Origin of the sequence: Ekhidna sp., from assembly GCF_965221965.1 — a bacterium.
Taxonomy (GTDB): Bacteria; Bacteroidota; Bacteroidia; order Cytophagales; family Cyclobacteriaceae; genus Ekhidna.
Window position 1 is genome coordinate 2,721,918 of record NZ_OZ244926.1, and the last position, 23,528, is coordinate 2,745,445.

27 protein-coding genes are annotated in these 23,528 nt (G+C 42.0%); 15 read left to right on the forward strand and 12 right to left on the reverse strand.

Translation table 11 applies throughout. The features are described from left to right. Nucleotides 1–14: 14 nt before the first annotated feature. The 4 genes from recN (at nucleotide 15) to ACOQON_RS12830 (ending at nucleotide 3,850) form a co-directional block, all read left to right on the forward strand. Nucleotides 15–1,685, forward strand: a complete 1,671-nt coding sequence (gene recN / locus ACOQON_RS12815; RefSeq protein WP_420575814.1) for a DNA repair protein RecN — start codon at nucleotides 15–17, stop codon at nucleotides 1,683–1,685. 98 nt (nucleotides 1,686–1,783) lie between these two features. Then, nucleotides 1,784–2,596 (forward strand): enoyl-ACP reductase FabI, encoded by an 813-nt coding sequence (locus ACOQON_RS12820; RefSeq protein WP_420575815.1) that lies wholly within the window; start codon nucleotides 1,784–1,786, stop codon nucleotides 2,594–2,596. A 76-nt stretch (nucleotides 2,597–2,672) separates the two neighbouring features. After that, complete coding sequence (ispE, locus tag ACOQON_RS12825; RefSeq protein ID WP_420575816.1) at nucleotides 2,673–3,464, forward strand: 4-(cytidine 5'-diphospho)-2-C-methyl-D-erythritol kinase; 792 nt, start codon at nucleotides 2,673–2,675, stop codon at nucleotides 3,462–3,464. Nucleotides 3,465–3,649: 185 nt separating this feature from the next. Next, nucleotides 3,650–3,850 carry a hypothetical protein gene (locus ACOQON_RS12830; protein ID WP_420575817.1) on the forward strand — a complete coding sequence of 67 codons (201 nt, stop codon included), beginning with the start codon at nucleotides 3,650–3,652 and terminating at the stop codon, nucleotides 3,848–3,850. A gap of 47 nt (nucleotides 3,851–3,897) precedes the next feature. Here ACOQON_RS12830 and ACOQON_RS12835 read toward each other — a convergent pair whose 3' ends face one another. Next, on the reverse strand, nucleotides 3,898–4,773 hold the full coding sequence (locus ACOQON_RS12835) for a diacylglycerol/lipid kinase family protein (RefSeq protein ID WP_420575818.1): 876 nt from the start codon (nucleotides 4,771–4,773) through the stop codon (nucleotides 3,898–3,900). A 128-nt stretch (nucleotides 4,774–4,901) separates the two neighbouring features. Between ACOQON_RS12835 and ACOQON_RS12840 the strand changes: the two genes are divergently transcribed. From ACOQON_RS12840 to ACOQON_RS12860, 5 genes are all read left to right on the forward strand, one after another. Further along, entirely contained in the window at nucleotides 4,902–5,822 is a 921-nt protein-coding gene (locus ACOQON_RS12840) for an App1 family protein (protein WP_420575819.1), read from the forward strand. A 153-nt stretch (nucleotides 5,823–5,975) separates the two neighbouring features. Beyond that, nucleotides 5,976–6,575 carry a porin family protein gene (locus tag ACOQON_RS12845; protein WP_420575820.1) on the forward strand — a complete coding sequence of 200 codons (600 nt, stop codon included), beginning with the start codon at nucleotides 5,976–5,978 and terminating at the stop codon, nucleotides 6,573–6,575. A 110-nt stretch (nucleotides 6,576–6,685) separates the two neighbouring features. Beyond that, entirely contained in the window at nucleotides 6,686–7,768 is a 1,083-nt protein-coding gene (locus ACOQON_RS12850; RefSeq protein ID WP_420575821.1) for a DUF6544 family protein, read from the forward strand. A 92-nt stretch (nucleotides 7,769–7,860) separates the two neighbouring features. Further along, nucleotides 7,861–9,474 carry a SulP family inorganic anion transporter gene (locus ACOQON_RS12855; protein WP_420575822.1) on the forward strand — a complete coding sequence of 538 codons (1,614 nt, stop codon included), beginning with the start codon at nucleotides 7,861–7,863 and terminating at the stop codon, nucleotides 9,472–9,474. A 58-nt stretch (nucleotides 9,475–9,532) separates the two neighbouring features. Continuing rightward, nucleotides 9,533–10,498, forward strand: a complete 966-nt coding sequence (locus tag ACOQON_RS12860; protein ID WP_420575823.1) for an NAD(P)-dependent alcohol dehydrogenase — start codon at nucleotides 9,533–9,535, stop codon at nucleotides 10,496–10,498. On the opposite strand, the gene ACOQON_RS12865 is transcribed toward ACOQON_RS12860, so the two are convergent. The 4 genes from ACOQON_RS12865 to tgt are packed head-to-tail and all read right to left on the reverse strand — an operon-like array spanning nucleotide 10,495 to nucleotide 13,953. Further along, nucleotides 10,495–10,815, reverse strand: coding sequence for a heavy metal-binding domain-containing protein (locus ACOQON_RS12865; RefSeq protein WP_420575824.1), 321 nt, complete (start codon nucleotides 10,813–10,815; stop codon nucleotides 10,495–10,497). The two genes, ACOQON_RS12860 and ACOQON_RS12865, sit on opposite strands and share 4 nt — an antisense overlap. Nucleotide 10,816: 1 nt before the next feature. Continuing rightward, a complete protein-coding gene (locus ACOQON_RS12870; RefSeq protein WP_420575825.1) occupies nucleotides 10,817–11,728 on the reverse strand; it encodes a DMT family transporter in 912 nt (303 codons plus the stop codon). After that, nucleotides 11,725–12,816, reverse strand: a complete 1,092-nt coding sequence (locus ACOQON_RS12875) for an LptF/LptG family permease (RefSeq protein WP_420575826.1) — start codon at nucleotides 12,814–12,816, stop codon at nucleotides 11,725–11,727. The genes ACOQON_RS12870 and ACOQON_RS12875 overlap by 4 nt, the downstream gene beginning before the upstream one ends. Nucleotides 12,817–12,822: 6 nt before the next feature. Continuing rightward, the gene (gene tgt / locus ACOQON_RS12880; RefSeq protein WP_420575827.1) at nucleotides 12,823–13,953 is read right to left on the reverse strand and encodes a tRNA guanosine(34) transglycosylase Tgt; all 1,131 of its coding nucleotides are present in this window, start codon (nucleotides 13,951–13,953) and stop codon (nucleotides 12,823–12,825) included. A 90-nt stretch (nucleotides 13,954–14,043) separates the two neighbouring features. On the opposite strand from tgt, the gene ACOQON_RS12885 reads away from it, so the two are divergent. The 3 genes from ACOQON_RS12885 to rsmG all read left to right on the forward strand — a co-directional run bounded on the left by ACOQON_RS12885 (nucleotide 14,044) and on the right by rsmG (nucleotide 16,410). Continuing rightward, complete coding sequence (locus tag ACOQON_RS12885; RefSeq protein ID WP_420575828.1) at nucleotides 14,044–15,114, forward strand: glycosyltransferase; 1,071 nt, start codon at nucleotides 14,044–14,046, stop codon at nucleotides 15,112–15,114. Continuing rightward, nucleotides 15,102–15,713, forward strand: coding sequence for an RNA polymerase sigma factor (locus ACOQON_RS12890; protein ID WP_089356963.1), 612 nt, complete (start codon nucleotides 15,102–15,104; stop codon nucleotides 15,711–15,713). Before ACOQON_RS12885 ends, ACOQON_RS12890 begins: the two co-directional genes overlap by 13 nt. Before the next feature lie 70 nt (nucleotides 15,714–15,783). Further along, on the forward strand, nucleotides 15,784–16,410 hold the full coding sequence (gene rsmG, locus ACOQON_RS12895) for a 16S rRNA (guanine(527)-N(7))-methyltransferase RsmG (protein WP_420575829.1): 627 nt from the start codon (nucleotides 15,784–15,786) through the stop codon (nucleotides 16,408–16,410). Between the two features lie 45 nt (nucleotides 16,411–16,455). Here the strand turns inward: rsmG and ACOQON_RS12900 are convergent, their stop codons facing one another. From ACOQON_RS12900 to ACOQON_RS12910, 3 genes are all read right to left on the reverse strand, one after another. Then, on the reverse strand, nucleotides 16,456–16,980 hold the full coding sequence (locus tag ACOQON_RS12900; RefSeq protein WP_420575830.1) for a hypothetical protein: 525 nt from the start codon (nucleotides 16,978–16,980) through the stop codon (nucleotides 16,456–16,458). A 132-nt stretch (nucleotides 16,981–17,112) separates the two neighbouring features. Continuing rightward, nucleotides 17,113–17,691, reverse strand: a complete 579-nt coding sequence (locus ACOQON_RS12905; protein ID WP_420575831.1) for a porin family protein — start codon at nucleotides 17,689–17,691, stop codon at nucleotides 17,113–17,115. Nucleotides 17,692–17,781: 90 nt separating this feature from the next. Next, nucleotides 17,782–18,267, reverse strand: a complete 486-nt coding sequence (locus tag ACOQON_RS12910) for a hypothetical protein (RefSeq protein ID WP_420575832.1) — start codon at nucleotides 18,265–18,267, stop codon at nucleotides 17,782–17,784. A gap of 386 nt (nucleotides 18,268–18,653) precedes the next feature. Here ACOQON_RS12910 and ACOQON_RS12915 point away from each other — a divergent pair, with 386 nt between their 5' ends. The 3 genes from ACOQON_RS12915 to ACOQON_RS12925 all read left to right on the forward strand — a co-directional run bounded on the left by ACOQON_RS12915 (nucleotide 18,654) and on the right by ACOQON_RS12925 (nucleotide 20,387). After that, nucleotides 18,654–19,118, forward strand: coding sequence for an outer membrane protein (locus ACOQON_RS12915; RefSeq protein ID WP_420575833.1), 465 nt, complete (start codon nucleotides 18,654–18,656; stop codon nucleotides 19,116–19,118). 112 nt (nucleotides 19,119–19,230) lie between these two features. Beyond that, complete coding sequence (locus tag ACOQON_RS12920; protein ID WP_420575834.1) at nucleotides 19,231–19,926, forward strand: SIR2 family NAD-dependent protein deacylase; 696 nt, start codon at nucleotides 19,231–19,233, stop codon at nucleotides 19,924–19,926. Further along, a complete protein-coding gene (locus tag ACOQON_RS12925; protein ID WP_420575835.1) occupies nucleotides 19,923–20,387 on the forward strand; it encodes a nuclear transport factor 2 family protein in 465 nt (154 codons plus the stop codon). The genes ACOQON_RS12920 and ACOQON_RS12925 overlap by 4 nt, the downstream gene beginning before the upstream one ends. Before the next feature lie 18 nt (nucleotides 20,388–20,405). On the opposite strand, the gene ACOQON_RS12930 is transcribed toward ACOQON_RS12925, so the two are convergent. Genes ACOQON_RS12930 through ACOQON_RS12945 form a run of 4 tightly spaced genes read right to left on the reverse strand, consistent with a single transcriptional unit; the run spans nucleotide 20,406 to nucleotide 23,504 of the window. Then, the gene (locus tag ACOQON_RS12930; protein ID WP_420575836.1) at nucleotides 20,406–21,464 is read right to left on the reverse strand and encodes an amidohydrolase family protein; all 1,059 of its coding nucleotides are present in this window, start codon (nucleotides 21,462–21,464) and stop codon (nucleotides 20,406–20,408) included. 25 nt (nucleotides 21,465–21,489) lie between these two features. Next, nucleotides 21,490–22,317, reverse strand: coding sequence for a tetratricopeptide repeat protein (locus tag ACOQON_RS12935; RefSeq protein WP_420575837.1), 828 nt, complete (start codon nucleotides 22,315–22,317; stop codon nucleotides 21,490–21,492). Further along, complete coding sequence (locus ACOQON_RS12940) at nucleotides 22,314–22,658, reverse strand: hypothetical protein (protein WP_420575838.1); 345 nt, start codon at nucleotides 22,656–22,658, stop codon at nucleotides 22,314–22,316. Before ACOQON_RS12940 ends, ACOQON_RS12935 begins: the two co-directional genes overlap by 4 nt. 45 nt (nucleotides 22,659–22,703) lie before the next feature. Continuing rightward, nucleotides 22,704–23,504 carry a hypothetical protein gene (locus ACOQON_RS12945; protein WP_420575839.1) on the reverse strand — a complete coding sequence of 267 codons (801 nt, stop codon included), beginning with the start codon at nucleotides 23,502–23,504 and terminating at the stop codon, nucleotides 22,704–22,706. Between the last annotated feature and the right edge of the window lie 24 nt (nucleotides 23,505–23,528).

Consider the following 23,528-nt stretch of genomic DNA (forward strand, 5'->3'; position numbering starts at 1 on the left):
TTTGTGACCCATTTATGATCAAGTCACTGCAGATAAAAAACTACGCACTCATTCGCGAGCTGGAGATGTCCCCATCTTCTCACCTGAATATTATCACTGGTGAAACCGGAGCAGGTAAATCAATCATGCTAGGTGCCGTGGGGCTTCTACTCGGAAAACGAGCGGATACCAAAGTCTTACTGGATGAAAATCAAAAATGCATTGTAGAAGGAACATTTGATATCTCTTCCTATTCCCTAAAACAAATCTTCGAAAGCGAAGACCTTGACTATGAAGCTGAATGCGTGATCCGCAGGGAAATAAGTCCTACCGGAAAATCGCGTGCATTTGTCAATGATACGCCGACTAACTTAAGTGCACTAAAAGCCATTGGTGAAAAACTAATGGACGTACACTCTCAGCACGAATCGCTACAGCTCGGAAATAACCTATATCAACTAAATGCATTAGATGCCTTTGCCGCACACCCCGACATCCTAAAGAGCTATCAGGAAGCGTATAAAAAATATGCTTCCGCTAAAAAACAATTAGACAAGCTTGAGTCTTTGGCTGCACAAAGCGCAGAAGATGCAGACTACAGGCAGTTCCTGCTTAGTGAACTACTGGAAGCAAACCTAGATGACCTGAATCAAGAGGAGATGGAAAGTGAGCTGGAGGTGTTGGAAAATGCGGAAGATATCAAACTGAAGCTTTCTCAGGCTATCCACATGCTGGATGAATCTGAGGTTGCTATCCTGCAACAGCTTAATGAATCCAAGTCTCTGTTACATTCGATTGCTTCTTTTTCAAAAGACTTAGAGGATATAAGTGAACGAGTGGAGAGCACCTCCATTGAGCTCGCTGATATCGCTAACGAGATGCAGCGGGTACAGGATAAAGTAGAACACGATCCAGAAAAAATTCAGGAATTGAAAGACCGGCTGGATTTACTGTTTAGGCTGCAAAAAAAACACTCGGTTCTCACTGTAGAAGAACTAATAAAGATTCGTGATGAAATCAACGAAAGCCTGAGCCAGGTTGCTAACCTGGATCATGATATTGCGAAAGCTAAAAAGGCACTGGAGTTGGCAGAGAAAGAGACGCAGGAAAAAGGAAATAAGCTCACAGAATCCAGAAAGCTCTCTGCTCTTAACTTCTCAGATGAGATTGAGAAAATCATCCACCAGATTGGGATTGAGAATGGCACTGTTGAAATCAGGGTTAGCCCATCTGAGCCTTCTGCAACCGGTTTAGATACCATTGAAATGCTGTTCAGTGCCAACAAGGGCATTAAGCCTCAGGAACTAAAAGAAGTGGCTTCAGGAGGTGAATTTTCACGTTTGATTTTCGCAGTGAAATATTTGATCGCAGATAAAACGGCCATGCCAACCATCATTTTTGATGAAATTGATACCGGCGTATCCGGTGAGGTAGCCCTACAGATGATCCGCATGATGAAACACATGGCTAAAAGTCACCAGGTGATCAGCATCAGCCATCTGCCACAGTTTGCCGCTGGTGGTGATGCGCATTACTTCGTATACAAAGATCACACTTCAGATCGCTCTGTCAGCCGCATCAAACGGCTGGAAAACGAAGATCGTATCCATGAGATCGCCAAAATGATTGGTGGTGAAAACCCGGGCACTTCTGCGGTAGAAAGTGCCAAGGAGTTGTTGCAAATGGCACCTGAACGATCAAATTAAAAAGTTGTCACCCTGAATTTATTTCAGGGTCTATGCTTACTGAAATATATTTGGATTCTGAATCAAGTTCAGAATGACTTCAATTGAAAACTAACATTATGTCACATAATCTACTAAAAGGAAAACGAGGAATCATCTCCGGCGCACTGGATCAAAACTCCATCGCATGGAAAGTTGCTGAAAAAGCACACGAGCAAGGAGCCACATTTACATTAACAAACGCCCCGATAGCAATGCGTATGGGTGAGATCAATAAACTGGGAGAGCAGACAGGTGCTGAAATCATTCCTGCGGATGCTACTTCAATGGAAGATTTGGAAAACCTTTTTACAAAATCACAGGAAGCGCTAGGTGGTAAAATTGATTTTGTACTTCACTCCATCGGAATGAGCCCCAACGTTCGGAAAGGTAAGGACTATGGTGACCTGAACTATGATTGGTTTCAGAAGACACTGGATGTTTCTGCGCTTTCCTTTCATAAAATGATGCAGACAGCAGAAAAACTGGACGCAATGAACGAGTGGGGATCAATTCTTGGTCTTTCCTACATCGCAGCACAGCGAACATTCCCGGATTACTCAGATATGGCCCAGGCCAAAGCCCTATTGGAATCCATCGCCAGAAGCTACGGCTACCGCATGGGACGAGACAAGAAAGTGCGTGTAAATACTATTTCTCAGTCGCCAACGATGACCACTGCAGGTTCAGGTGTACCGGGCTTTGATGTCTTCTTCAACTATGCAGATAAGATGTCACCACTGGGCAATGCAGATGCTGCAAGCTGTGCAGATTACTGTATCGCGATGTTCTCTGATCTGACCCGTATGGTGACCATGCAGAACTTGATGCACGATGGAGGATTCTCCAGCTCAGGGATCACAGAGGCGATGGTGGAAGAGTTGAGTAAATAATTCTAAGCAGCCTTAAAGAAGGTGTCACACTGAGTTTATCGAAGTGTCTCCTTCGACAGGCTCAGGATGACACGATATGATAGTCTTCCCTAATGCAAAAATCAATCTGGGCCTTAACATTGTGAGTAAGCGGGAAGATGGTTACCACAACATTGAGAGCTGCTTCTATCCTATTCCCTGGCACGACAGTCTGGAGGTGATAGAGGCAGCTTCTTTTACTTTTTGCAGCTACGGACTGGAGATTCCGGGAGACTCCTCCTCCAATCTATGCGTAAAAGCCTACGAGCTATTGAAAGCGGATTTCAAGATCCCTGCGGTTGAGATTCATTTATTGAAAAATATCCCCATGGGAGCCGGACTGGGCGGAGGATCTGCTGATGGAGCATTCACGTTGAAGATGCTAAATGAATTATTTGAATTAGGACTCACCAACTTGCAACTTGAAGCTTATGCCTTACAGCTGGGTAGTGACTGCCCCTTCTTCATCAAAAACCAATCGGCTATTGCCAGAGGGCGAGGCGAACAACTGGAACCCATTGACCTGGACCTTTCCGGCTATTATTTAGCCATTCACAATCCGGGCATACATGTTTCCACGAAAGATGCCTATACAGGTGTCACTCCACACCAACCAAAAAGCTCAGTTTCTGAAATTATCCGAAAACCCATTGAGAACTGGAAAGAAACGCTGAAAAACGATTTTGAAGCTTCCATTTTTCCGAATCATCCGGAAATCGAACAACTCAAAAAGGAGATGTATGAGGTCGGCGCTGTTTATGCTTCTATGACCGGAAGCGGGAGTACGGTGTTTGGAGTGTTTGAAGATCGGATTGAGAATGCTGAGTGGAAATCATTCGAATTACACTAACCGTCTTATAACGCTTAGAGGAGTTAACTATACGTATAAAAAACGCTTATGAAACGTTCAAATCAGATGAAAATACTGAATACGCGTTGTTTGAGAGGAATTTAGTAGTTTGCGCGTTACGTTGTTTTTTGCCTCAAGCTGGCGCTCGTTTGTAACGAGTGCCTTGTCCCTAAATCATCACATCTATGGAGCGTATTATTAAAAAACTCAATCAGGTAGAACTTGAAATTGATAAACACATCGCAAAGCGAGATCAAATTTTTGACTCCCGATCTTCAAGCTGGCAAAACTCCGATAAAGGAATGGAGTTTATGGATGATACGGAAGTCCTTCGTGAGGCCCTATTCAGCATAGAACAAGCTAAGTCTTCCTTAGAACAGCTTTAACTTCCACCGCATCAAACTGGCACTCGTATGCAATGAGTGCCCTGTTCTTAAACAACCATCTTCAAAACCCCCTTCAACACCTCTGCCTCTACCTTTTGGGTTTTACCTATTACCTCGCCATCTACTTGTAACGTGCGAAATTTTCTTGAAGTGATGGTCACTTTCTTCCCTTGGTGAATCGCGAAGTATTCGGACACTTCCAGCCGTCCGATGAAGCTATGCCAGGTGAGATGAAAGAACTTGTGCCACGGGAGCGGCATAAACACACACACTTCGAATAACCCATCCTGCATGTCACACATTGGGTTGACAACCGCACCGGTTCCGTACTTTGAGGCATTGGCAATCACGATCATCTCTGCTTTGTAGGTGTGCCCTTCATCATCTATCTGAATTTCAAACGTACTTTTTCGTCGTTTGCTCAGCTGCTTAAAAAACGAGAGCGCATAGCCCAGTTTTCCACGGGTCCCCTCCTCCTCAAACTCTTTGATCAGCTCCGCATTGAAACCGATATCACTTAAATGCAAGCATAGCTCTCCGTTTACCCGTACAGCATCTATTTTCCTCGTCTTACCCTCCTGCAGGAGTTTTAAATTATCATCAATTCCCTCAGGGATCTCAAGCTCAGTAGCCAGTCCATTGGCAGATCCCAACGGCAAAATACCAAGCTTAATACCTGTTTCCAGAAGTTCCTCAGCTACCAGTTTTACCGTACCATCACCACCTCCGGCCACTACGGTAGTCGGCTGGAAGGATTCGATTCTCTCTCGTATAGACTCAGGATCGTTTTCACCGGACGTTTTCAACAGCTCGCACTCCACCTCATTATGCTCACAGAAATCTTCTATTTGCGCATAAAGTCCCTCTTTATTGTTTCCTCCGGAGATTGGATTGATGACGAAAAGAACTTTCTGTTTGCCCACCTGTTATCGGATTGGTATCTTTTAATGGATTTTAAACACTCGGTACAATCGCAATATTCAAAAAAATCCGCATACGCTTTTTCCTTTGGCTGAAAAAAAAGCTTGGGATTATTCGTCCGCCGGTCGTCGTGCCCTATCGTGGCTATGGAAACGACTCACAAATCATCGTTTCGGGCCATGCACTGGAAAACAGACCGGAGTTTCTGGCTGATGAAGGAGATAAAAAAAGAAAGAACTTCAGGAATATGATTGCTCGGTACCTGAGCACCTCGCTACCTGAGGTAACAGTTGACATTCATTTTCAGGGACAACAACATCAGGTAATCACTGATGAGTTGGGTTTTTTTCAATTGATCATCGATCTCGATAATCCGGTTGAGCCTGGCTGGAAAGAAGTGAGGTTCACCATCGATGATTATGAAACACGTGGAGAGGTCCTTGTTGTAAATCATCAACCTCCATTTGGAGTCATCTCTGACATTGATGATACGGTGCTCATCTCACATGCCACACAGCTATTTAGAAAGCTCCGATTAATTCTGACAAAAAATGCTAAAACCCGACTCCCTTTTCCGGGTGTCAAAGACTTTTACTGTGCTTTGTCCAGCAATGAATCAGCTAATCCCATTTTTTATGTCAGTAGCAGCGAGTGGAATCTCTATGATTTTCTAGTCGATTTCTTTGAGGCCAAAAACCTCCCTAAGGGACCTTTTTTATTACAGCGATTCAAAAGCGGACTTAAAGAATTGATCAAATCCGGCGGTGGCACCCATATGCACAAACAGGAAAAAATAGAAGCTCTGATGAATTTCTACCCTGACCTCTCTTTTGTGCTGATTGGCGATAGTGGCCAGCGTGATCCGGAGATTTATGCCTCTATCGTAGAAAAATACCCGGGCCGGGTTCAGGCAATTTACATCCGGGCCATTCGTGATAAATCATTAGCAAATGAAACTGCTCAGAAAGTAAAGAGTGCAGATGTTCCTATCCAAATGGTAGCCCATACAGACGAAGCTTACCGACATGCTGTGTCCATTGGTCTGATTTGAAAATCCTCCTTTTTCGGGTGTTTAATGCCCACATGCCTCATGTCATTGATAACAATCATATATGAAAATGATAGGCCTCATTACAATTCATTTTAACATAAATGATCTTCGCAAAGGCACTTGAAAATCAAAATTTATTAACAGGAAAATGTTATGGAATACAGGAAAAAACTCTTTCAAAAAGCAGTGGTGATAGTTTCAATCATTGCTTTGATAGGCGTGTCACAAAGTGCATTAGCACAAGATCGCTTAAGCTTTGAATTCCGTCCTGGTGTAAGCCTTGCTACGAAAGATTTGGGTGATGCTGATCTCAAAACAGGATTTGGTTTTGAAGGCACTTTCGCTTATCGATTCATGCCTCATCTATCAGTGTACGCTGGTTGGGGGTGGAATAAGTTTGGTTCTGACCAGGAAATAAATGGCACCAGCTTAGACTTTGAAGAGACGGGCTATACCTATGGCCTTCAGTTTATCCATCCCATAGGAGACTCAAAAGTTGATTTATTGATCAGGGGTGGTGGATTAGCAAACCATATTGAAGTCGAGCAAGGTGATGATATTATCGCTGATTCTGGTCACGGTTTTGGCTGGCAATTGGGAGCCGGATTGGTAATACCACTTGCCGATAAATGGAATTTAATGCCGAGTGTGCGCTACAGATCTTTATCTAGAGATATTGAAATTGAAACCGCCACTACATCGGTTGATCTTAACTACATCAGTGCCGGCGTAGGCATATCCAGGACATTCTAACCCATTTGCTTTTCAATTAAAAGTGCTTTGGTATTAATTGCCAAGGCACTTTTATATCAAAAATGAAAGCTGCTTCTGCAAAGAGTCAGCAATAGCTATAAATTAAAAATATGCTAAAGTCAATATTCATAATCGCTATGCTTCTTCACGGCCTGATTCATCTTTTAGGGTTTGTGAAAGCCCTTAATCTGGCACCTGTTAATCAGCTCACTTTACCGATTTCCAAAGTATCAGGTGTTCTCTGGTTTCTATGCAGCTTGCTTTTCATCTCTTCAGCCATTCTTTATGGCTTCAAAATCAATTGGTGGTGGATGATCGGTTTAACAGCTGCTATCACCTCACAAATACTGATATTCATATACTGGCAGGATGCCAAATTCGGATCGATAATAAACGTACTGGTGATATTTGCCTCCGTTCTTGCTTTTGGTGAATGGAATGTAAACAAGTCTCTTCAGTCCGAACTCAATAAATTCTTACCGACAAAAACAGCGTCAACTCTGACCATTACAGAGGCTGACATCCCACACTTGCCAGAACCGGTTCGAAAGTGGATGAGACAAAGTGGGGTAATTGGAAAGGTGAAACCTCAGACTGTTCACCTGCTTCAGGCTGGACAAATGAAACTCTCTCCAAAAGATAAGTGGATGTCATTCGATGCTGAACAGTGGGTTAAACTTGCACAACCGGGTTTCACCTGGAGTACAAAAGTTGGTAAAGGGTCTGCCATTCAGTTTTCAGGAATAGATAAGTATGATGACGGAGAAGGAAGCATGGTTATCAAGCTGTATTCACTACTTCCCATTATAAATGAAAGCGGAATTAATATTGACCAGGGAGCAGCCATGCGATACTTAGCTGAAATGGTGTGGTATCCGACTGCCGCAATGAATGACTTTATCCAATGGGATGCAATTAGTGATGTCAAAGCAAAAGCCACACTAAATGATAAAGGTAAGTCTGTGGAAGGAACCTTCATTTTTAATGAAAAAGGAAAAGTCATTGGTTTTGAAACGTTGAGATACCATGATCAAACTAAAAAGCTTGAGACATGGAAAATCGCAATTGATGAGAATTCCTACACTTCCTTTGATGGCTTTTCAATTCCAACTCAGGTTACCGTAACCTGGGTTTTACCCGAAGGAGCATTCACCTGGTATGAAGTTGAAATCACAGATGTGGTAATAAACTGATTTACTTTTCGATCAATGGCTCCTAAATAATCGAACCATCCTTACGCACCCTCTCCAAATATTCTATCTTTGCGCGCTCATTTTAGATCGACATGCAAAGAATATTCCGAAACTTCACCTTTAATCCAAAAAACGACATCCTTTCCGGACTAACCGTAGCACTTGCTCTGGTACCTGAGGCAGTGGCCTTCGCCTTTGTGGCTGGTATCGATCCGATGGTCGGTTTGTACGGCGCATTTATGATGGGAATCGTTACTTCCATGTTTGGTGGTCGGCCAGGCATGATCTCTGGCGCCACCGGCGCTATGGCGGTAGTGATGGTGCATATGATCCAGAAAGGAAATGAGGTCGGAATGTCGCTTACAAATCCGGTTGAAAACCTTGGACTACAATGGTTGTTTATCACTCTCTTATTTGTTGGTGGAATACAAATCATGGCAGGTGTTTTCCGACTGGGAAAATTTGTGCGACTAATCCCACACCCGGTAATGATGGGATTTGTAAATGGTCTTGCTATTGTCATCTTTCTGTCACAATTAGGCCTGTTCAAAGAGAAAATCAATGGGATCTACCAATGGAAATCCGGAGACGAATTATACATCATGCTGGGTCTGGTCGGGCTTACGATGGCCATCATGTATTTTCTCCCTAAACTCACCAAAAAAATTCCATCTGCCCTGATGGGCATTGTCGTGGTGGCTTGCATTACCATATTTGGCGGATTAGAAGTAAGCACCGTTGGCTCATTTATTAGAGAAAGTGGTGGAAATGGCCTTGAGGGAAGCTTGCCGAGCTTTCAAGTACAGATTTTTGGATTGCTTGACACGCTTAATGGGCATTGGGGTTTAATCCTTTCCACAGCATTTCTATTGGCGGCTGTCGGCCTCATTGAGTCATTGATGACACTAAACCTCATCGACGATATGACAGAAACAAGAGGAAGTGGGAATCGTGAATGTGTTGCCCAGGGTGGTGCTAATATCCTCAATGGTTTGTTTGGTGGTATGGGAGGATGCGCAATGATCGGTCAATCCATTATTAATGTAAATTCAGGTGGTAGAGGAAGGCTCTCAGGGATCACTGCTGCAGTAGCTCTACTTTGCTTCATTCTGTTTGCAGCTCCGTTGATTGAACAAATCCCGATCGCAGCACTTGTTGGCGTGATGTTTATGGTTGTGATTGGAACATTTGCCTGGAGTAGTTTCCGGATCATCAATAAGATTCCATTGGCAGACGCTATTGTATTGGTTACAGTCTCAGCTATCACTGTTTGGCAGGATCTTGCGATCGCCGTAATCGTTGGTGTTATTATGTCGGCTTTGGTTTTTGCCTGGGAAAATGCAACACGTATCCGGGCAAGAAAATCAATAAAGGAAGATGGCACCAAAGTCTATGAAATATGGGGCCCTCTTTTCTTTGGGTCGGTTCAGGCGTTCAATTCCAAGTTTGATGCTGCCAATGACCCTAAGGTAATCGAGCTGGACTTCATGGAATCCAGAGTGAGCGACCATTCCGGCATTGAAGCCATTTATGCGCTCGAGCAGAAATACAAAGAATATGGTAAACGGGTCAAGCTGGTTCATCTCAGCCCGGAGTGTAAGGTACTTCTGCAAAAAGCCAGCCCTCAATTTGAGCATATGATCGTATCATCCATTGATGATCCACGATATCACGTGGTGACAGACTTGATGGATAAAGAGGTTTAGGTGTAACTCTTTGATCGTGTCATACGTCCTTAAGTGGTCACCCTAACTCACCAATATTTTGAAAGCACTCGTTTGCGATTCGTACGGCCCCACTTCCATCCTCAAGATTAAGGACATAAAGAAGCCAATCCCCAGAGAAAAAGAGGTGTTGGTCAAGATTCACTGCAGTGCTGTCAATGATTATGACTGGAGCATGGTGAGGGGCAAGCCCAACATCTATCGATTGCTATTTGGCATATTCAAGCCGAAGCATCCTATTCCGGGTATGGAGCTTTCGGGTGTGGTGGAAGCCTGCGGAGTAGGCGTAACCAATTTCACAGGTGGAGACACTGTCTATGGAGATATCTCTTACTATGGGTTTGGTAGCTTCGCTGAGTACATCTGCATCAATGAAAATGCACTTGTCAAAAAGCCCAGAAATATGTCGTTTGAGGATGCTGCGGCTCTCTCTCATGCGGCAAACCTGGCCTGGCAGGGATTGGTAGATATAGGTAAAATCGGGCAGGGAATGAAAGTGCTGATCAATGGAGCCGGAGGAGGTGTTGGCTCGATGGGACTGCAAATAGCCAAGACCTTTAACTGCACAGTAACCGGTGTAGATACTGGTGAAAAACTTAAAATGATGGAGGAGATCGGTTTTGATCAAATCATCGATTATAAACAGCAGGACTTCACCAAAAACGGAGAAAAATACGACTTGATTCTGGATGCCAAATCCACCAGGGCACCTAAAGCTTATATTCGAGTATTAAACCCGGGTGGTAAGTATGTGACAGTAGGAGGTGAGCTCAAAAGAATCCTTCAAGTGGTTTTTGCGCAAAAAGTACGAAAAAAGCCGGTTTATTTGGTACCTCTCGATGCAAATAAAGATCTGGATAAAATTCAGAATCTGTATGATTCAGGTAAAATCAAACCCGTCATCGATGGCCCCTACCCTTTAGAAAAGACCCCCTGGGCCATTCAGTATTTTGGTGAGGGAAAGCATCACGGCAAAGTGATTGTTTCCCCTCTTCAGTACGGTTAATCCAGTTTCACCGCTGTTCCATTGGCACTCACCATCATCATTCCTGAATCTTTTCCAAGAGTTTCATAATCAAGATCAATGGCCAGGATAGCATTCGCTCCAAGTGCCCGGGCTGCTTCGATCATTTCCTGGATGGCAATGTTCTTGGCATCCCTCAATGATTTTTCATATGCTCCTGATCGGCCGCCCACGATATCAGTGATGGAAGCGAAGATATCTTTGAATATGTTGGCACCAATTATGGCTTCTCCGGTCACCATTCCATAGTACGTGGAGATGGTTTTTCCCTCCACACTGTTTGTTGTAGTTAATAGCATATTATCGTATTATATCAGTTGATAGCGCCTTCTTCTTATAGCGTCGATTCAATAACGGGTAGAGGAGCACTGAGGTTAGGATTAAAAGTGTTCCCAAATAAAAACCCGGGCTCATCTCCTCGCTATCACCGAAAATAATCAAAGCAAGTATAATCCCATAGACTGGCTCCAGATTCACGACCAAATTGATCGAAAATGCTGATAACCGCTTCATCAATTCTACAGAAACAGAATACGCGTATACGGTACAAACAATCGCCAACATGCTCAGATAAAGCCAATCTGTCAGATTGGGCAATAGCGAGAGTTTTTCAACAAAGAAAGTAGAATAAATAGGAAAAAAAGCGGCAGTAGCAGCACACGCTCCAATCATTTCATAATAGGTGATGACATATGGGTCATATGTTTTTGTAAGCCTTCCATTTATTACAGTAAAAACCGAGGCGATAAAAGCTGATAACACTGCGGTTAAAAGCCCTGCGAGATAATCAAACTCTACGTTGAAAATAATGGCAATTCCTATGAATGCAATGATGCTAAGCATAACCTCAAACCCTTTGACCCTTCTCCCCTGAGATAGTGGCTCGATCAAGCTGGTCCATAAAGAACAGGTGGCCATACCAGCCAGACACACAGAAGCATTCGAAATTCGGGCAGATAAGAAAAATAATATCCAGTGAGCAGCAATAAGTGCACCCGTCCCCATAATTTGATAAATGTGCTTTCGTGAATTGATCTTCAACGATCGTTTCCAAAATTTTAAAAGGATAAAGAGACCAATGGCTGCAATCAGTGTTCGGTAAAACACTACCTCTACAGATGGAATATCTATTAGTAGGCCCAGAACCGCAGTAAATCCCCATATCAGCACGATAAAGTGTAGTGTGAGATAATCTTTTCTTTCCTGAATCATCGGGGAACCGTTTTATAGAGTAGCATGGCCACCCCGCCAAAAATGATGTTCGGCATCCATATCGCCAAAATTGTATTCATGGAATTAGCCTCAGCAATAGCTCTTGCCAAAACAAAAGTGATAATGAAAATGAATGCGATCACGAATCCCAGGGCAATCTGAAACCCTGTCCCCTGCCGGGTTTTCCTGGCTGAAACAATTACCCCAATCGCCATGAGAATGAAGACAGAAAATGGAGACATGTATCGGATATATTTCTCTACCTGAAAAATATGAACATCATCTGCACCTCTGGATTTTTGGAGCTTGATATAATCATTCAATTCACTCATTGTCATGGTTTCCCACATTCGATCCTTATTTCCAAAATCGCTTGGGTATAAATTGAGTAGAGTATCCAACTCCTGACCCTCTGTGATAATTTCACGGTCTTCCAGAATCTGTCTTCTTTGCCATCTTTTCAGTTTCCACCTTTCAGTGCTATCCACCCACTGAATCTGCCTGGCGTTGATCTTATCCACAAGCTTCGTCCCATTCATTTTTTCAAGGGAAACAGAAGACCCGATATCACGTCTCACGTCATAGCGGTAGAGGTAGATATAATCCTCAAGACTATCCTTTTCAGCTATCTTCAGATGCATATGCTTGTCTGTATTGTAGAAAGGGTCTTTCAAATACTCCAATTCGAATGCTATTCGAAATTTATTTGCATTCGGTATCACGTGGCTATTCAAATAAAAGCTTGCACCTGCAATCATTGTGGCAGCCATCAAATATGGAATCAGCATCCTTCGAAACGACACCCCACTTGCCAAAATCGCTACAATCTCTGATTTAGAAGCCATTTTTGCAGTTGTGAATACCGTAGCAATAAATACAGTTATTGGTGTAAGTAAACCCGCAATCCAGGGAATGAATGTTAAGAAATACTGTCTGATCAGGTGGCCCGGAACATCATTTTCAATGAAATCATCGTTCTTATCCACCCAATCCAGCACACAGATAATCAACTCCAGTGACACCACCACAAAGACAAATGCCGCCAGAATCTTCTTAAGAATGTACCAGTCTATTTTCTTTATTTTCATATCAAATCAGAGTCGTTGACTCACCTTCTTCACCATCTGTTCCTTCCAGCTGGCGAAGTTATCATTTAAGATTTGTTTGCGTGCCTCACCCACCAACCATAGGTAAAAGGTGAGGTTTTGGATGCTTGCAATTTGTGCGCCAAGAATTTCATTGCTCGTGATCAGATGACGTAAATATCCTTTACTGTAAAAAGTGCTCGTGTAGCCTCCCAGCTCAGGGTCGATCGGAGAAAAGTCATCTTTCCACTTTTCATTTCGAATATTTATGATCCCCTGGGTAGTGAAAAGCATTCCGTTTCTTGCGTTTCGCGTTGGCATCACACAGTCAAACATATCCACCCCCAGTGCAATGCATTCAAGAATGTTTGCAGGTGTACCTACCCCCATGAGGTATCGAGGCTTATCCTTAGGAAGAATGCCACAAACATGATCTGTCATTTCGTACATATCTTCAGCTGGCTCACCCACAGACAAACCACCTATTGCATTTCCTTCACGGTTGGTATTGGCTATATATTCGGCTGATTGAGTGCGTAAATCTTTATAAACACTCCCCTGCACAATTGGGAAAAGTGTCTGAGTGTAGCCATACTTCCCTTCCGTCTCATCAAATCGCTGAATGCAGCGATCCAGCCAACGATGGGTCATGTGCATCGAGCGTTCGGCATAATCATACTCACATGGGTAAGGTGTACATTCATCAAATGCCATAATGATATCCGCCCCAATAGTCCGCTGAATATCCATGATCGACTCGGGAGTAAAAAAATGCCTGCTTCCATCCTTGTGAGACTGGAAGTGCACGCCTTCTTCCACAATCTTCCGATTGTCCGCTAACGAATAAACCTGATACCCACCACTATCGGTGAGAATGGGACGATCCCACCCATTGAACTTATGCAAACCTCCCACCTGTTCAATTACTCCCAAGCCCGGCCTCATGTACAGGTGATAGGTATTGCCGAGAATAATTTGAGCTTTTATATCATCTTCTAGCTCACGCTGATGGACGGCCTTCACAGTTCCGGCTGTTCCTACCGGCATGAAAATGGGCGTTTGAATTTCGCCGTGATCGGTTTTTAACGTGCCCGCTCTGGCCGCAGATTTGCTATCAGTATGGTGTAAATCGAATTGCATTGGGGCGCAAAAATAACTTTTAATGCGCTCCTTAAAGGAGATTAATCAAATCCGATTCATTTTAACCCAGGCTTTGATTTACTTCACGAAATGATTTTCATAATCTGGTGTGTTTTTGGACTACTGCATCTGGCCATAACGGCTTATCTGTCAATGGCTTTCCGTAAATACACACCGGCTAACAATCTGAAAAGACCCAAGCTGAGTGTGATCATCGCCGCGCATGATGAGGAGGAAAATCTAAAAAGGTTAATCCCTGCTATTTTAAGCCAGAAATATCCTGATTTTGAAATCGTAGTTGCACTGGACCGTACAACAGATAACAGTAAATACCATTTGGCTGATTGTGATAAAGTCATCCCGATAGTAATTAACGAAGTGCCTGCAGATTGGAACCAGAAGAAGTATGCATTAAATGAGGCAATCAAACACGCATCAGGAGAATGGTTGGTTTTTACCGATGCAGACTGCAAACCTGCCTCAGACAAGTGGTTGACTTCTTTAGTAAAACAGGCTGACGATCAGACGAGCATCGTTTTAGGTGTATCGCCCTACCAGATAGGACACTCCTTTCTCTCCGGGTACATCAGCTTCGAATCCTTTATGACTGCTTTTGCCTACATTGGCAGAGCACTTCATAAAAAACCTTACATGGGGGTCGGGAGAAATATGATGGTGAGAAGATCATTTTTTAAACGAATGGGCGGGTATGAAAAAATAAAAAATATTCATGGTGGTGACGATGACCTGTTCATTCAGCAGCACGCTAATAAGTCAAACCTGAGTATAGTACTGGGTCAGGATGCTCTGGTCTGGACTTATCCGAAAAAAAGCTGGAAAGCCTATTTCCTGCAAAAAATACGACATCTTTCTGTTGGAACAACCTATAAGAATCGTGACCAATTATTCCTTGGGGTATGGCATACCACTCACCTGGTCTTTTTCCTTTTACTATTTTTTAATGCATCTCAGAGTTTTTTCTGGCCGATGCTCCTTTTTTACCTATTTATTAAATTAGTGAGTTATAGATTTGCTGCGAGTAAAATCGGAACGCACATCAACTATATGTTGCTTCCGCTCGTTGACATGCTATATGCAGTGCTCACCCCGGTGATTGCTCTGTGGTCAAAACTCGTAAAGGACATTCCATGGAAGAACTAAATCGTCAGTTTTCTGATAAGGCGCTACGGGATTTTAAGCTTATTGACCTGGCCACTGAAGGCAAGGATCAGGCAGCCTATGCAGAACTCATGCAGCGATACAAAAAGCCTGTGTATCACATGATCTTGAAAATGGTCAGAAATGTGGATGATGCAGAGGATCTGACCATAGAAGCATTCGCAAAAGCGTTTAAGAATTTAGGCAGGTTTAAAAAAGACTATACATTTAGTACATGGCTCTTTCGAATTGCCACCAACAATGCGATCGACTTCATTAGAAAGAAAAAGCTAAATACTTTTAGCCTTAATAGCACTTTCACCGATGACAGTGGCGAGTCGGTAAATATTGACGTTCAGGACAAAAACCTGACTCCTGACCAGGAGACCATCAAAGATCAAAAGATAGAGTTAGTACGGATGTTTGTGGACAAGCTGCCGGCTAAATACCAACGATTAGTAAAACTTAGGTACTTTGATGAGCTATCTTACGATGAAATAGCAAAGGAATTGGAGGCACCATTAGGTACCGTTAAAGCTCAACTACACCGAGCTCGTGAGCTGATGTATGAGTTGGTAAAGGATAAAAAGAAGCATATTTAAGGCATTAATTTAATTCCTCCCTTGAGGGAGGTTAGGTGGGTGATACCTTTGCTGCTTCAAGATTTCAGATATGGTCTCCAGAATTATTCAAAAATACTTCCCTAACCTCACTGACAGACAAAAGAGCCAGATTGAGCAACTATTCCCTTTGTATGAAGAATGGAATGCCAAAATCAATGTCATCAGTAGAAAGGATATAGATCAGCTATATGAGCGTCATGTCTTGCATAGCCTCGCAATTGCGAAATTTATATCCTTTTCTCCCGGAACTCGAGTTCTGGATGTCGGAACAGGGGGTGGCTTTCCGGGCATTCCGTTAGCTATTTTATTTCCTGAATGCCATTTTCACTTAGTGGATTCCATTCGAAAGAAAATCACAGTAGTTAATGAGGTAGCAAATGCCATTGGACTAGAAAACCTGACTGCTGAGCATCAACGCATGGAAAAAGTGAAGGGAACGTACGATTTCATAGTTTCCAGAGCTGTCGCCCAAACAAAACAGCTTTTTATCTGGGCTCATCAAAAGGTGAGCAAAAACCAACGAAACGACCTTGATAATGGCATGATCCTCTTGAAAGGAGGTGATCTGACGCTGGAAATGAAAGAGTTTGGAAGAGGGTATGTCGAAAAAGACTTATCAGATTATTTCTCAGAAGAGTTCTTTGAAACAAAGAAAATAATTTACGTCCCCGTGTAATAAATAGGCTGGTCTCTTGAGTAATCAGCTTCTTTTTTCTACTAATTATTGGAAATAGAGACCAAAGCCAATATTAATTCCAATGGCGCTTGAGCCGTCAAAATCACCCCCACCAATGGCATAATTCAGTGATGGTTCTATAGCTATATTCTCAGCAACCCATATCGGATATCCTGCTTCAAGACCCAAATAATTTCCATTAAAGGTGAAATCTGTACCACCGCTTCCAAGTTTGGTGGTTCCTAACAAATAAGAAGCCCCCAAGAAAAATGTGCCTTCTGCGTAATACCTGAAGAATGGCCCCACCAAACTGGTCGTTTGTTTATCAAAGCTATCACTAACACTGTTGTAGTTCATATTTAAACCAATTACCAGGTTGTCGGCTATGAAGCTGCCCGCACTCAATGTCACATCAAATTCATTTACGCTATCATCCGATCCATCAAAACTTGTTGAGGTGAAACTTAAGTTCGTAGATGCTCCAATCAGCCATCCACCTTTTTCAGTTTGGGCATTTGAGGTGAAGGAGAAAACAGCAAAAAGTGTGGCACCAAGCAATATTTTTTTCATTTATCAATTTTTTTTTAAAAGAAAAGATAGTGAAGTTAATTAAATCGACTTTTAGGGATTAAGCAAGGATTTTAATTGCATAAAAAAACCCCTCCATGTGGAGGGGTCAAATAGACATTGAATTTTTTGAACTTAGCCTCCGATATTAAAAACTACACCAGCATTAATTACTAGTTGTTCAAATGGGGTATTGTACTTGGCCTGTCCATTTAGAAACATACCATCCCCTAACGGATAGTTCATACCTATACCTAAGTTTAAACCTACCTCTGAATCTGATTCGCTTTCGCCTCCTACTTTCGCAGTTGCTAGACCAATTCCAATTCCGGCTAAACCATATAACTGTACGTCACTATCACCGAAGTAATACCTTCCATCAAGATTTATTGAAGAACCTTGACTCTTTATTTCTGTTCCAAAAAAAGTAACCTTTGAAGGGAAAAAATAAGTGAAGCTGGGAGCAACACTAATCACATCTGACACAAAATATTCTCCTCCAATATTAATCCCTATTCCAGCTTTGCTTCCACTTTCATCTACAGCAGCTTTAGTACCTAGTGCTAATCCTCCTCCTACTCTCATTTCACCCTCCTGAGCTGTAGCTGCAAATCCAAAAACTGCAATCAATGCAGTAGTAAGTAATAATTTTTTCATATGATTAATAATATTTGTTTTTAATGAATCGCAATTTATACATTCAAAACCATCCATAAAAACAACTTTTGTTCAATAACCAAGAAGTGATTGGACATAAAAAAACCCCGACTGTTGCCGGGGTTTTTTAATTCTTTGAATGTTCTCTTAGAACATGTAAGTCAAACCTAGTTTGATAGCCAATCCAAATGGATCTTCGAAATCACCTTTTGCAAGGTTGTAATCTACTCCAGCGTGTGCTCCAATGTTGTCAGAGAATCCGTAGATACCACCAACTCCAAGATTGATTCCAGATGCACCGTCACCAACTTCAGGGCTAGCGCTAGAGAAACCTACTTTACCATATGCTTTGAAAGCTTCAGTAGCAAAGTAGTACTTGAAATCAACTCCAAGAACTCCAACAGAGAAACCATCTTTTGCATAAGAATAGTACTCAGCAGTTCCAGACATAGCATCGGCAAATACGTATTCGAAACCTCCACCAAAACCAGTGAAGCTATCGTCAGAACCGAAAGGTCCAGTAGCAAATCCAACACCGCCATGGATCATCATGTCACCAGACTCCTGTGCGTTTGCGTTAAATCCAAACAGCACACATGCTGCGAATAAAGAAAGGATAGTAAATTTTTTCATAGGATTAATAAATAATTTGGTTGTACAATGGGTGCAATATAGTGATACAATATGAAGTATAAAATACCCTCATGTGGGTATTTTAGCCGTTTATGTAAATAGCCAAATATACGCCTCAGTATCAGATAGATACATTTTATTAAAAATAGAGCTCTTTTATTATCAATGGTTTTTTCATCGAAAAATATGAATATTTCATTAATTACTTAGAAAAAGTATATTTTATCATTAAATCATCTAACTTTTCAAAAAAAAGAATTCAACCGTGAAATGTCCGCACTCCAACTGGCCAACAGTACATGATTATTTAAACGAAACAACCATTTAATGCAAAGGTCTTGGGTTTGGACATTCCATGTGACCATTAAAAATCAAATTAAATACACATGAAAAAGCTAATTTTTAGTGTTTTACTTATCACTGTTATTTCCTTTAGTTCACAGGCTCAAAAAACGATAGGCGCAGGACTGGCATACGGCTCTGAAATTGAAAACCTGGGTATTGGAATAAATGCAGAATTTGACCTGAATGACCAAATAGATATTTCTCCCAGCTTTATTTATTACTTCAAAAAGAATAATGTCACTTTATGGGAGCTGAATGGAAACATCAACTACATTTTTAGCTCTAGTGGACCGACTTTTTATGGTATTGCCGGTCTTAACATTACGGGAGTTAAAGTTGATGCCGGAGTTTTTGGTGATAGAAGTGATTCAGAGCTTGGGTTAAATCTAGGCGTAGGAGCCAGTTTTGCTCAATCAGGCTCAGTCATTCCATTTGCTGAAGCAAAATACGTGCTAAGCAACTACGATCAGCTCTCACTTTTTGGTGGGGTCAGGTTCCCATTCTAAATAAAAATCAATCTCATTAACTTAAAGCTTCCAAAAGGAAGCTTTTTTTATGGATTTTAAGTTGTCTTGTCACTTTGGGCGGTGGAAAGACAAATAACATGAGTGATTTTTTATGAAAAAGAAAATAGCCGTCCTTACAGGTGCTGGCATTAGCGCTGAAAGCGGACTCAAAACTTTCCGGGATTCTGGTGGACTATGGGAAGGACATGATGTAACAAAGGTCGCTACTCCGGAAGCCTGGACAAGAGATAGAGCACTTGTTTTAGAATTTTATAATCAAAGAAGAAAGCAAGCACTAACAGTCAAGCCAAATCCCGGGCATTATGCTCTGGCAGAGTTGGAGGAGCATTTTGAGGTGACCATAATTACACAAAATATTGATGCTCTTCATGAAAAAGCCGGAAGTACCAATGTTCTTCACCTACACGGAGAAATCAGCAAGGTGAGGAGTACGCTCGACCCTGAGCTTATATATGATTTGGAGGGCTGGGAGTTGAAAGATGGCGATAAATGTGGAAAAGGATCCCAGCTTCGACCCCATATCGTATGGTTTGGTGAGCCGGTACCCATGATGGAACCCGCAATGAAGGAGGTGCTTTCAGCTGACTTTTTTATCGTAGCAGGGACTTCATTAGTTGTTTACCCAGCCGCAGGTTTGTTAGACTTCATACGTCCGGAGATACCAAAATTTGTTGTTGACCCTCAGATCCCTGCAGTCGCTAATGGTAATAATTTCTACCTTTATGAAGAATCGGCCAGCACAGGGCTACCTAAAGTGAAAGAATACCTGATCAAGAATTATTTATGAGCAAAACCACACTTGAGAAATTTTACCGATCATTTCAAAACCTTGATCCAAAATCAATGGCTGAATGCTATCACAAAGACATCATTTTTAATGACCCGGTATTCAAAAACCTGAACTATAAGGAAGCAACTTCCATGTGGGAGATGCTAATCAAACGATCTAAAGGGAATCTGAATATAGACTTTCACTCCATAATGGGCGATGATGAGATGGCTCAATGTATCTGGGAAGCTGACTATGAATTTTCAAAAACAGGCAACCCGGTTCATAATATCATTCACAGCACGATGGAATTTAAAGATGGATTGATTGTCAAACACACCGATGAATTTGATTTCTGGCGTTGGTCTAAAATGGCTCTGGGTCTTACAGGAGTACTAATGGGGTGGTCTCCCTACCTTAAAAATAGGGTCAGTAAAGTAGCACGAATGTCGCTAGAGAAGTATTTAAGAGAGAATTAATCACCCTTAGCAAAGGGGCTAGAGGTTTGTATCTTCCATCAGTACTTTAAGAAGCTCTTTATTCTTATTTTCACTTAAACCCAGCCAATCAAGTGTGGATTGATAGAAGATATTGTCCAAATCTTTTTGAGGCAAATCCATTTCTGTAATGAATTTTCCTATTTCTAAGTCTCCGAGCGGGAACGGATAATCAGACCCTAAACAAACTTTTTCCGAACCTATCAAATCAATTACATATTGTAAATAGGTTGGATCATGTGTAATGCTATCAACCCAAAACTTTCCAAGATATTCCCTCGGATTTACGTCATTATGGACCGCCACCAAATCAGGTCGACAATTAAAACCATGCTCCAGTCTTCCAATAGTTGCAAGCAATGACCCTCCCGCATGCGCAAAACAAACCCGCAGTTTTGGGTATCGCTCAAAAACGCCTCCAAATATCATGGAAGCTGCAGCTCTAGCTGTTTCAGCAGGCATTCCCACCAGCCATGGCAGCCAGTACTTTTCCATGTACTCTTTACCCATCATTTCCCATGGGTGTACCAGAACGGCCATGCCGAGATTTTCACATGCCTCAAAAAATTCAAAGAAGCGAGGCTTACTTAAGTTATGATTATTAATATTTGACCCAATCTGTACGCCAGGAATGCCGAGCTTTTTTAGTCGCTCCAATTCTTTAACTGCAAGGTCAGGGTCCTGCATAGGCACGGTTCCCAGCCCAATGTAATTTTTAGGATTCTCCTCTACGACCTGCGCGATGTGATCATTCAAAAACATGGAAAGATCCAGACAGTCATGCGCATCTGCCCAGTAGCTAAACATCACCGGTATTGTACACACAACCTGTACCTGAGTATCAAATTCTTTATACTCTTCTATTCGAAGTTTCTCATCCCAGCAGTTTGATTGTATCTCCCTGAAAAACTTATCACCTTTCATCATTCGAGCAGCCTCCGGCTTATGATGCAGCAGATGAATGAAGTCTCCATATCCAAACTTCTCTGCAAAATTTGGGATACTGTGGGGGAGGATATGCGTATGCATATCTATTTTCAAACTTGTTTGTTTAGCCATATTACAAAGGTAAAAAGAAAATCACCTACTGACTACCACAATGTTTCTCTAACATAAGACTTGCCTGATTCATGCCCAAACCCTGAGCATTTTTCAAATACTCACATCCCTTTTCATTCTCGCCCAGGCTCAAATAGGCCATAGCCGCATTGAACCACACATTTTCATACCCTCGATCTATCGAGAGGTATCTTTCGTAAAACCCCACTGCATCTTTGAATTTTTTTTCATAAAAAAGTGAGTTACCAATGAGATAGAACACCTCGGTTCTTGAGGGTTCTAACTGCATTACGCGGATAAAATCCTCACGAGCCTGACTGTGTGCACCTGTTCGAAGCAAAGCTTTACCCCGGTTCAGATAGGCCAAATCATCATTTGGATCTGCCTTTATGGCCCGGGAATGATATTGGGCAGCCAAGGCATAATTGCCGCTTTCAAATGCATTCGCTCCTACGAGATTGAGCATAGGTGTAAACTCTTCCTCTTCCATTAAAAATTTTGGAAGCTGAGTTGTCTGATCCATAATGGCAAGATTATACCAGGCCCTATAACTACCTGAATCCAGTTCGATAGCTCTTTTCAAATCGAAAATTGCTGCTTCTTCCTTTCCCATTTTAGCATAAAGCTGCGATCGATTAATATAACCATCGACTGTCGTGTCATATTCAAAAGCAGTTGTAAAATCATCAAGTGCTTTGTCCCACTGTCCATTTTTCTGGTAAGCCATCGCCCGATATTGGTAGACCTGGCTTATCATGGACTGAAGTGTTGTTAGAAAAGTCCCTTTAGCCCCTGCCGGATCAGAGGCATAGTAAACAGCTTTTGTTTCGGAGTTTGAATGATGTTCAATCACATAGGTAAAATCTTTGATTGCCTGCTCTGTGCCTGCTCTGTGCCTGCTGAATTATAATAAATAAGTCCTTTCTGGAAATAGGCTTCCAGATTATAAGAATCTTTCTGAATCACGGCTTCATAATCGGCTAGTGCCCTTATATCCTTATTCTCAGACTCATGGATCATCCCACTTAAAAAATAATCTTCAGTCGTTGGCTTTTTACTGAGGTTTAGGTTGATATAGAATCGGGCTGAGTCCAGGTTATTTTCATTGTAATACTTTCTCGCACGATCATAATAGTCCTGAGCAAGAACATGTCCTGCAATCAACCAAAAAATGAAGAAAGTGAATGATCTCATAGATCAGTATTTCAACCTATGAAAACGATAGCCTGAATAATTAGGTTATAGCACCTTCTGGATTTGCATACTGCTTTCCTTACTTAGATGAACGAACTTTCCGTTCTCCATTCTATAGAAACTAATTGCCATCACAAGGAATAGTCCGGTACCTTCCGGTATGATGCGGTTGTCAATCGAAATCATCCCTGTCATTGGTTCAGTGGGAATCTTTAACAGAGGAAGCATCGCACTATCATACGTTCCGAATTTCCCATGAAGGTCTTTATTCACCGGCTTATATCCACCCGCTTTCTGATCAAACTGATAATCAGACAAGGCTATTAGACGTGCAGTGATTTTGAAGTTCGTTGCTCCTTTCGGGCTTTTAAACGTTTTCTCTGGAATAAAGGCAGGAAAGTGAAGAATAACCTGTCCCCTTTGCGAACCAGGTTTCACGAAATATTTTGCACCAAAAATTTTTTCATAAGGAGCCTTTGAGTTGAACTCAAAGCCATTAAGTAAGTGCCCATGCTTGCTGAGGAACAATGGACGGGTACCTGTCTGTCCCTCCTCCATTTTAGCAAGATTTCGAAATTGTGCTGTAAGCTTACCAGAAACATACGTTTCACATATTTCAGACATTCCACTCGATAAGGATTGACGCAATGTTTTTGCCATCATGGATGCCACGCCAAATTCTTTCTGATTGTTTCGAAGTTCTTTATAAGATGCTTTGGTCTTAATCTGTGAAGCTGTTGGTCCGCCTTTCTTCGCTATAATCTCTCGATCTATGCCTTTTAATTTATATCTTCTATAACCCTTTGGAATTTCTATTTCGATTGGAGTTCTAGGTGAATCTTTCATGGTTGGCTGGTTATCTTACAGGTA

Coding starts and splice junctions, on each gene's coding strand:
- ACOQON_RS12820 (WP_420575815.1), top strand. CDS start 1,784: ATGTCACATAATCTACTAAAAGGAAAACGAGGAATCATCTCCGGCGCA.
- ACOQON_RS12940 (WP_420575838.1), bottom strand. CDS start 22,658: ATGAGATCATTCACTTTCTTCATTTTTTGGTTGATTGCAGGACATGTT.
- ACOQON_RS12900 (WP_420575830.1), bottom strand. CDS start 16,980: ATGAAAAAAATATTGCTTGGTGCCACACTTTTTGCTGTTTTCTCCTTC.
- ACOQON_RS12920 (WP_420575834.1), top strand. CDS start 19,231: ATGAAAAAGAAAATAGCCGTCCTTACAGGTGCTGGCATTAGCGCTGAA.
- ACOQON_RS12945 (WP_420575839.1), bottom strand. CDS start 23,504: ATGAAAGATTCACCTAGAACTCCAATCGAAATAGAAATTCCAAAGGGT.
- ACOQON_RS12830 (WP_420575817.1), top strand. CDS start 3,650: ATGGAGCGTATTATTAAAAAACTCAATCAGGTAGAACTTGAAATTGAT.
- ispE (WP_420575816.1), top strand. CDS start 2,673: ATGATAGTCTTCCCTAATGCAAAAATCAATCTGGGCCTTAACATTGTG.
- ACOQON_RS12910 (WP_420575832.1), bottom strand. CDS start 18,267: ATGAAAAAATTTACTATCCTTTCTTTATTCGCAGCATGTGTGCTGTTT.
- recN (WP_420575814.1), top strand. CDS start 15: ATGATCAAGTCACTGCAGATAAAAAACTACGCACTCATTCGCGAGCTG.
- ACOQON_RS12930 (WP_420575836.1), bottom strand. CDS start 21,464: ATGGCTAAACAAACAAGTTTGAAAATAGATATGCATACGCATATCCTC.
- ACOQON_RS12870 (WP_420575825.1), bottom strand. CDS start 11,728: ATGATTCAGGAAAGAAAAGATTATCTCACACTACACTTTATCGTGCTG.
- ACOQON_RS12885 (WP_420575828.1), top strand. CDS start 14,044: ATGATTTTCATAATCTGGTGTGTTTTTGGACTACTGCATCTGGCCATA.
- ACOQON_RS12845 (WP_420575820.1), top strand. CDS start 5,976: ATGGAATACAGGAAAAAACTCTTTCAAAAAGCAGTGGTGATAGTTTCA.
- ACOQON_RS12875 (WP_420575826.1), bottom strand. CDS start 12,816: ATGAAAATAAAGAAAATAGACTGGTACATTCTTAAGAAGATTCTGGCG.
- ACOQON_RS12865 (WP_420575824.1), bottom strand. CDS start 10,815: ATGCTATTAACTACAACAAACAGTGTGGAGGGAAAAACCATCTCCACG.
- ACOQON_RS12890 (WP_089356963.1), top strand. CDS start 15,102: ATGGAAGAACTAAATCGTCAGTTTTCTGATAAGGCGCTACGGGATTTT.
- ACOQON_RS12855 (WP_420575822.1), top strand. CDS start 7,861: ATGCAAAGAATATTCCGAAACTTCACCTTTAATCCAAAAAACGACATC.
- rsmG (WP_420575829.1), top strand. CDS start 15,784: ATGGTCTCCAGAATTATTCAAAAATACTTCCCTAACCTCACTGACAGA.
- ACOQON_RS12905 (WP_420575831.1), bottom strand. CDS start 17,691: ATGGATGGTTTTGAATGTATAAATTGCGATTCATTAAAAACAAATATT.
- ACOQON_RS12850 (WP_420575821.1), top strand. CDS start 6,686: ATGCTAAAGTCAATATTCATAATCGCTATGCTTCTTCACGGCCTGATT.
- ACOQON_RS12925 (WP_420575835.1), top strand. CDS start 19,923: ATGAGCAAAACCACACTTGAGAAATTTTACCGATCATTTCAAAACCTT.
- tgt (WP_420575827.1), bottom strand. CDS start 13,953: ATGCAATTCGATTTACACCATACTGATAGCAAATCTGCGGCCAGAGCG.
- ACOQON_RS12915 (WP_420575833.1), top strand. CDS start 18,654: ATGAAAAAGCTAATTTTTAGTGTTTTACTTATCACTGTTATTTCCTTT.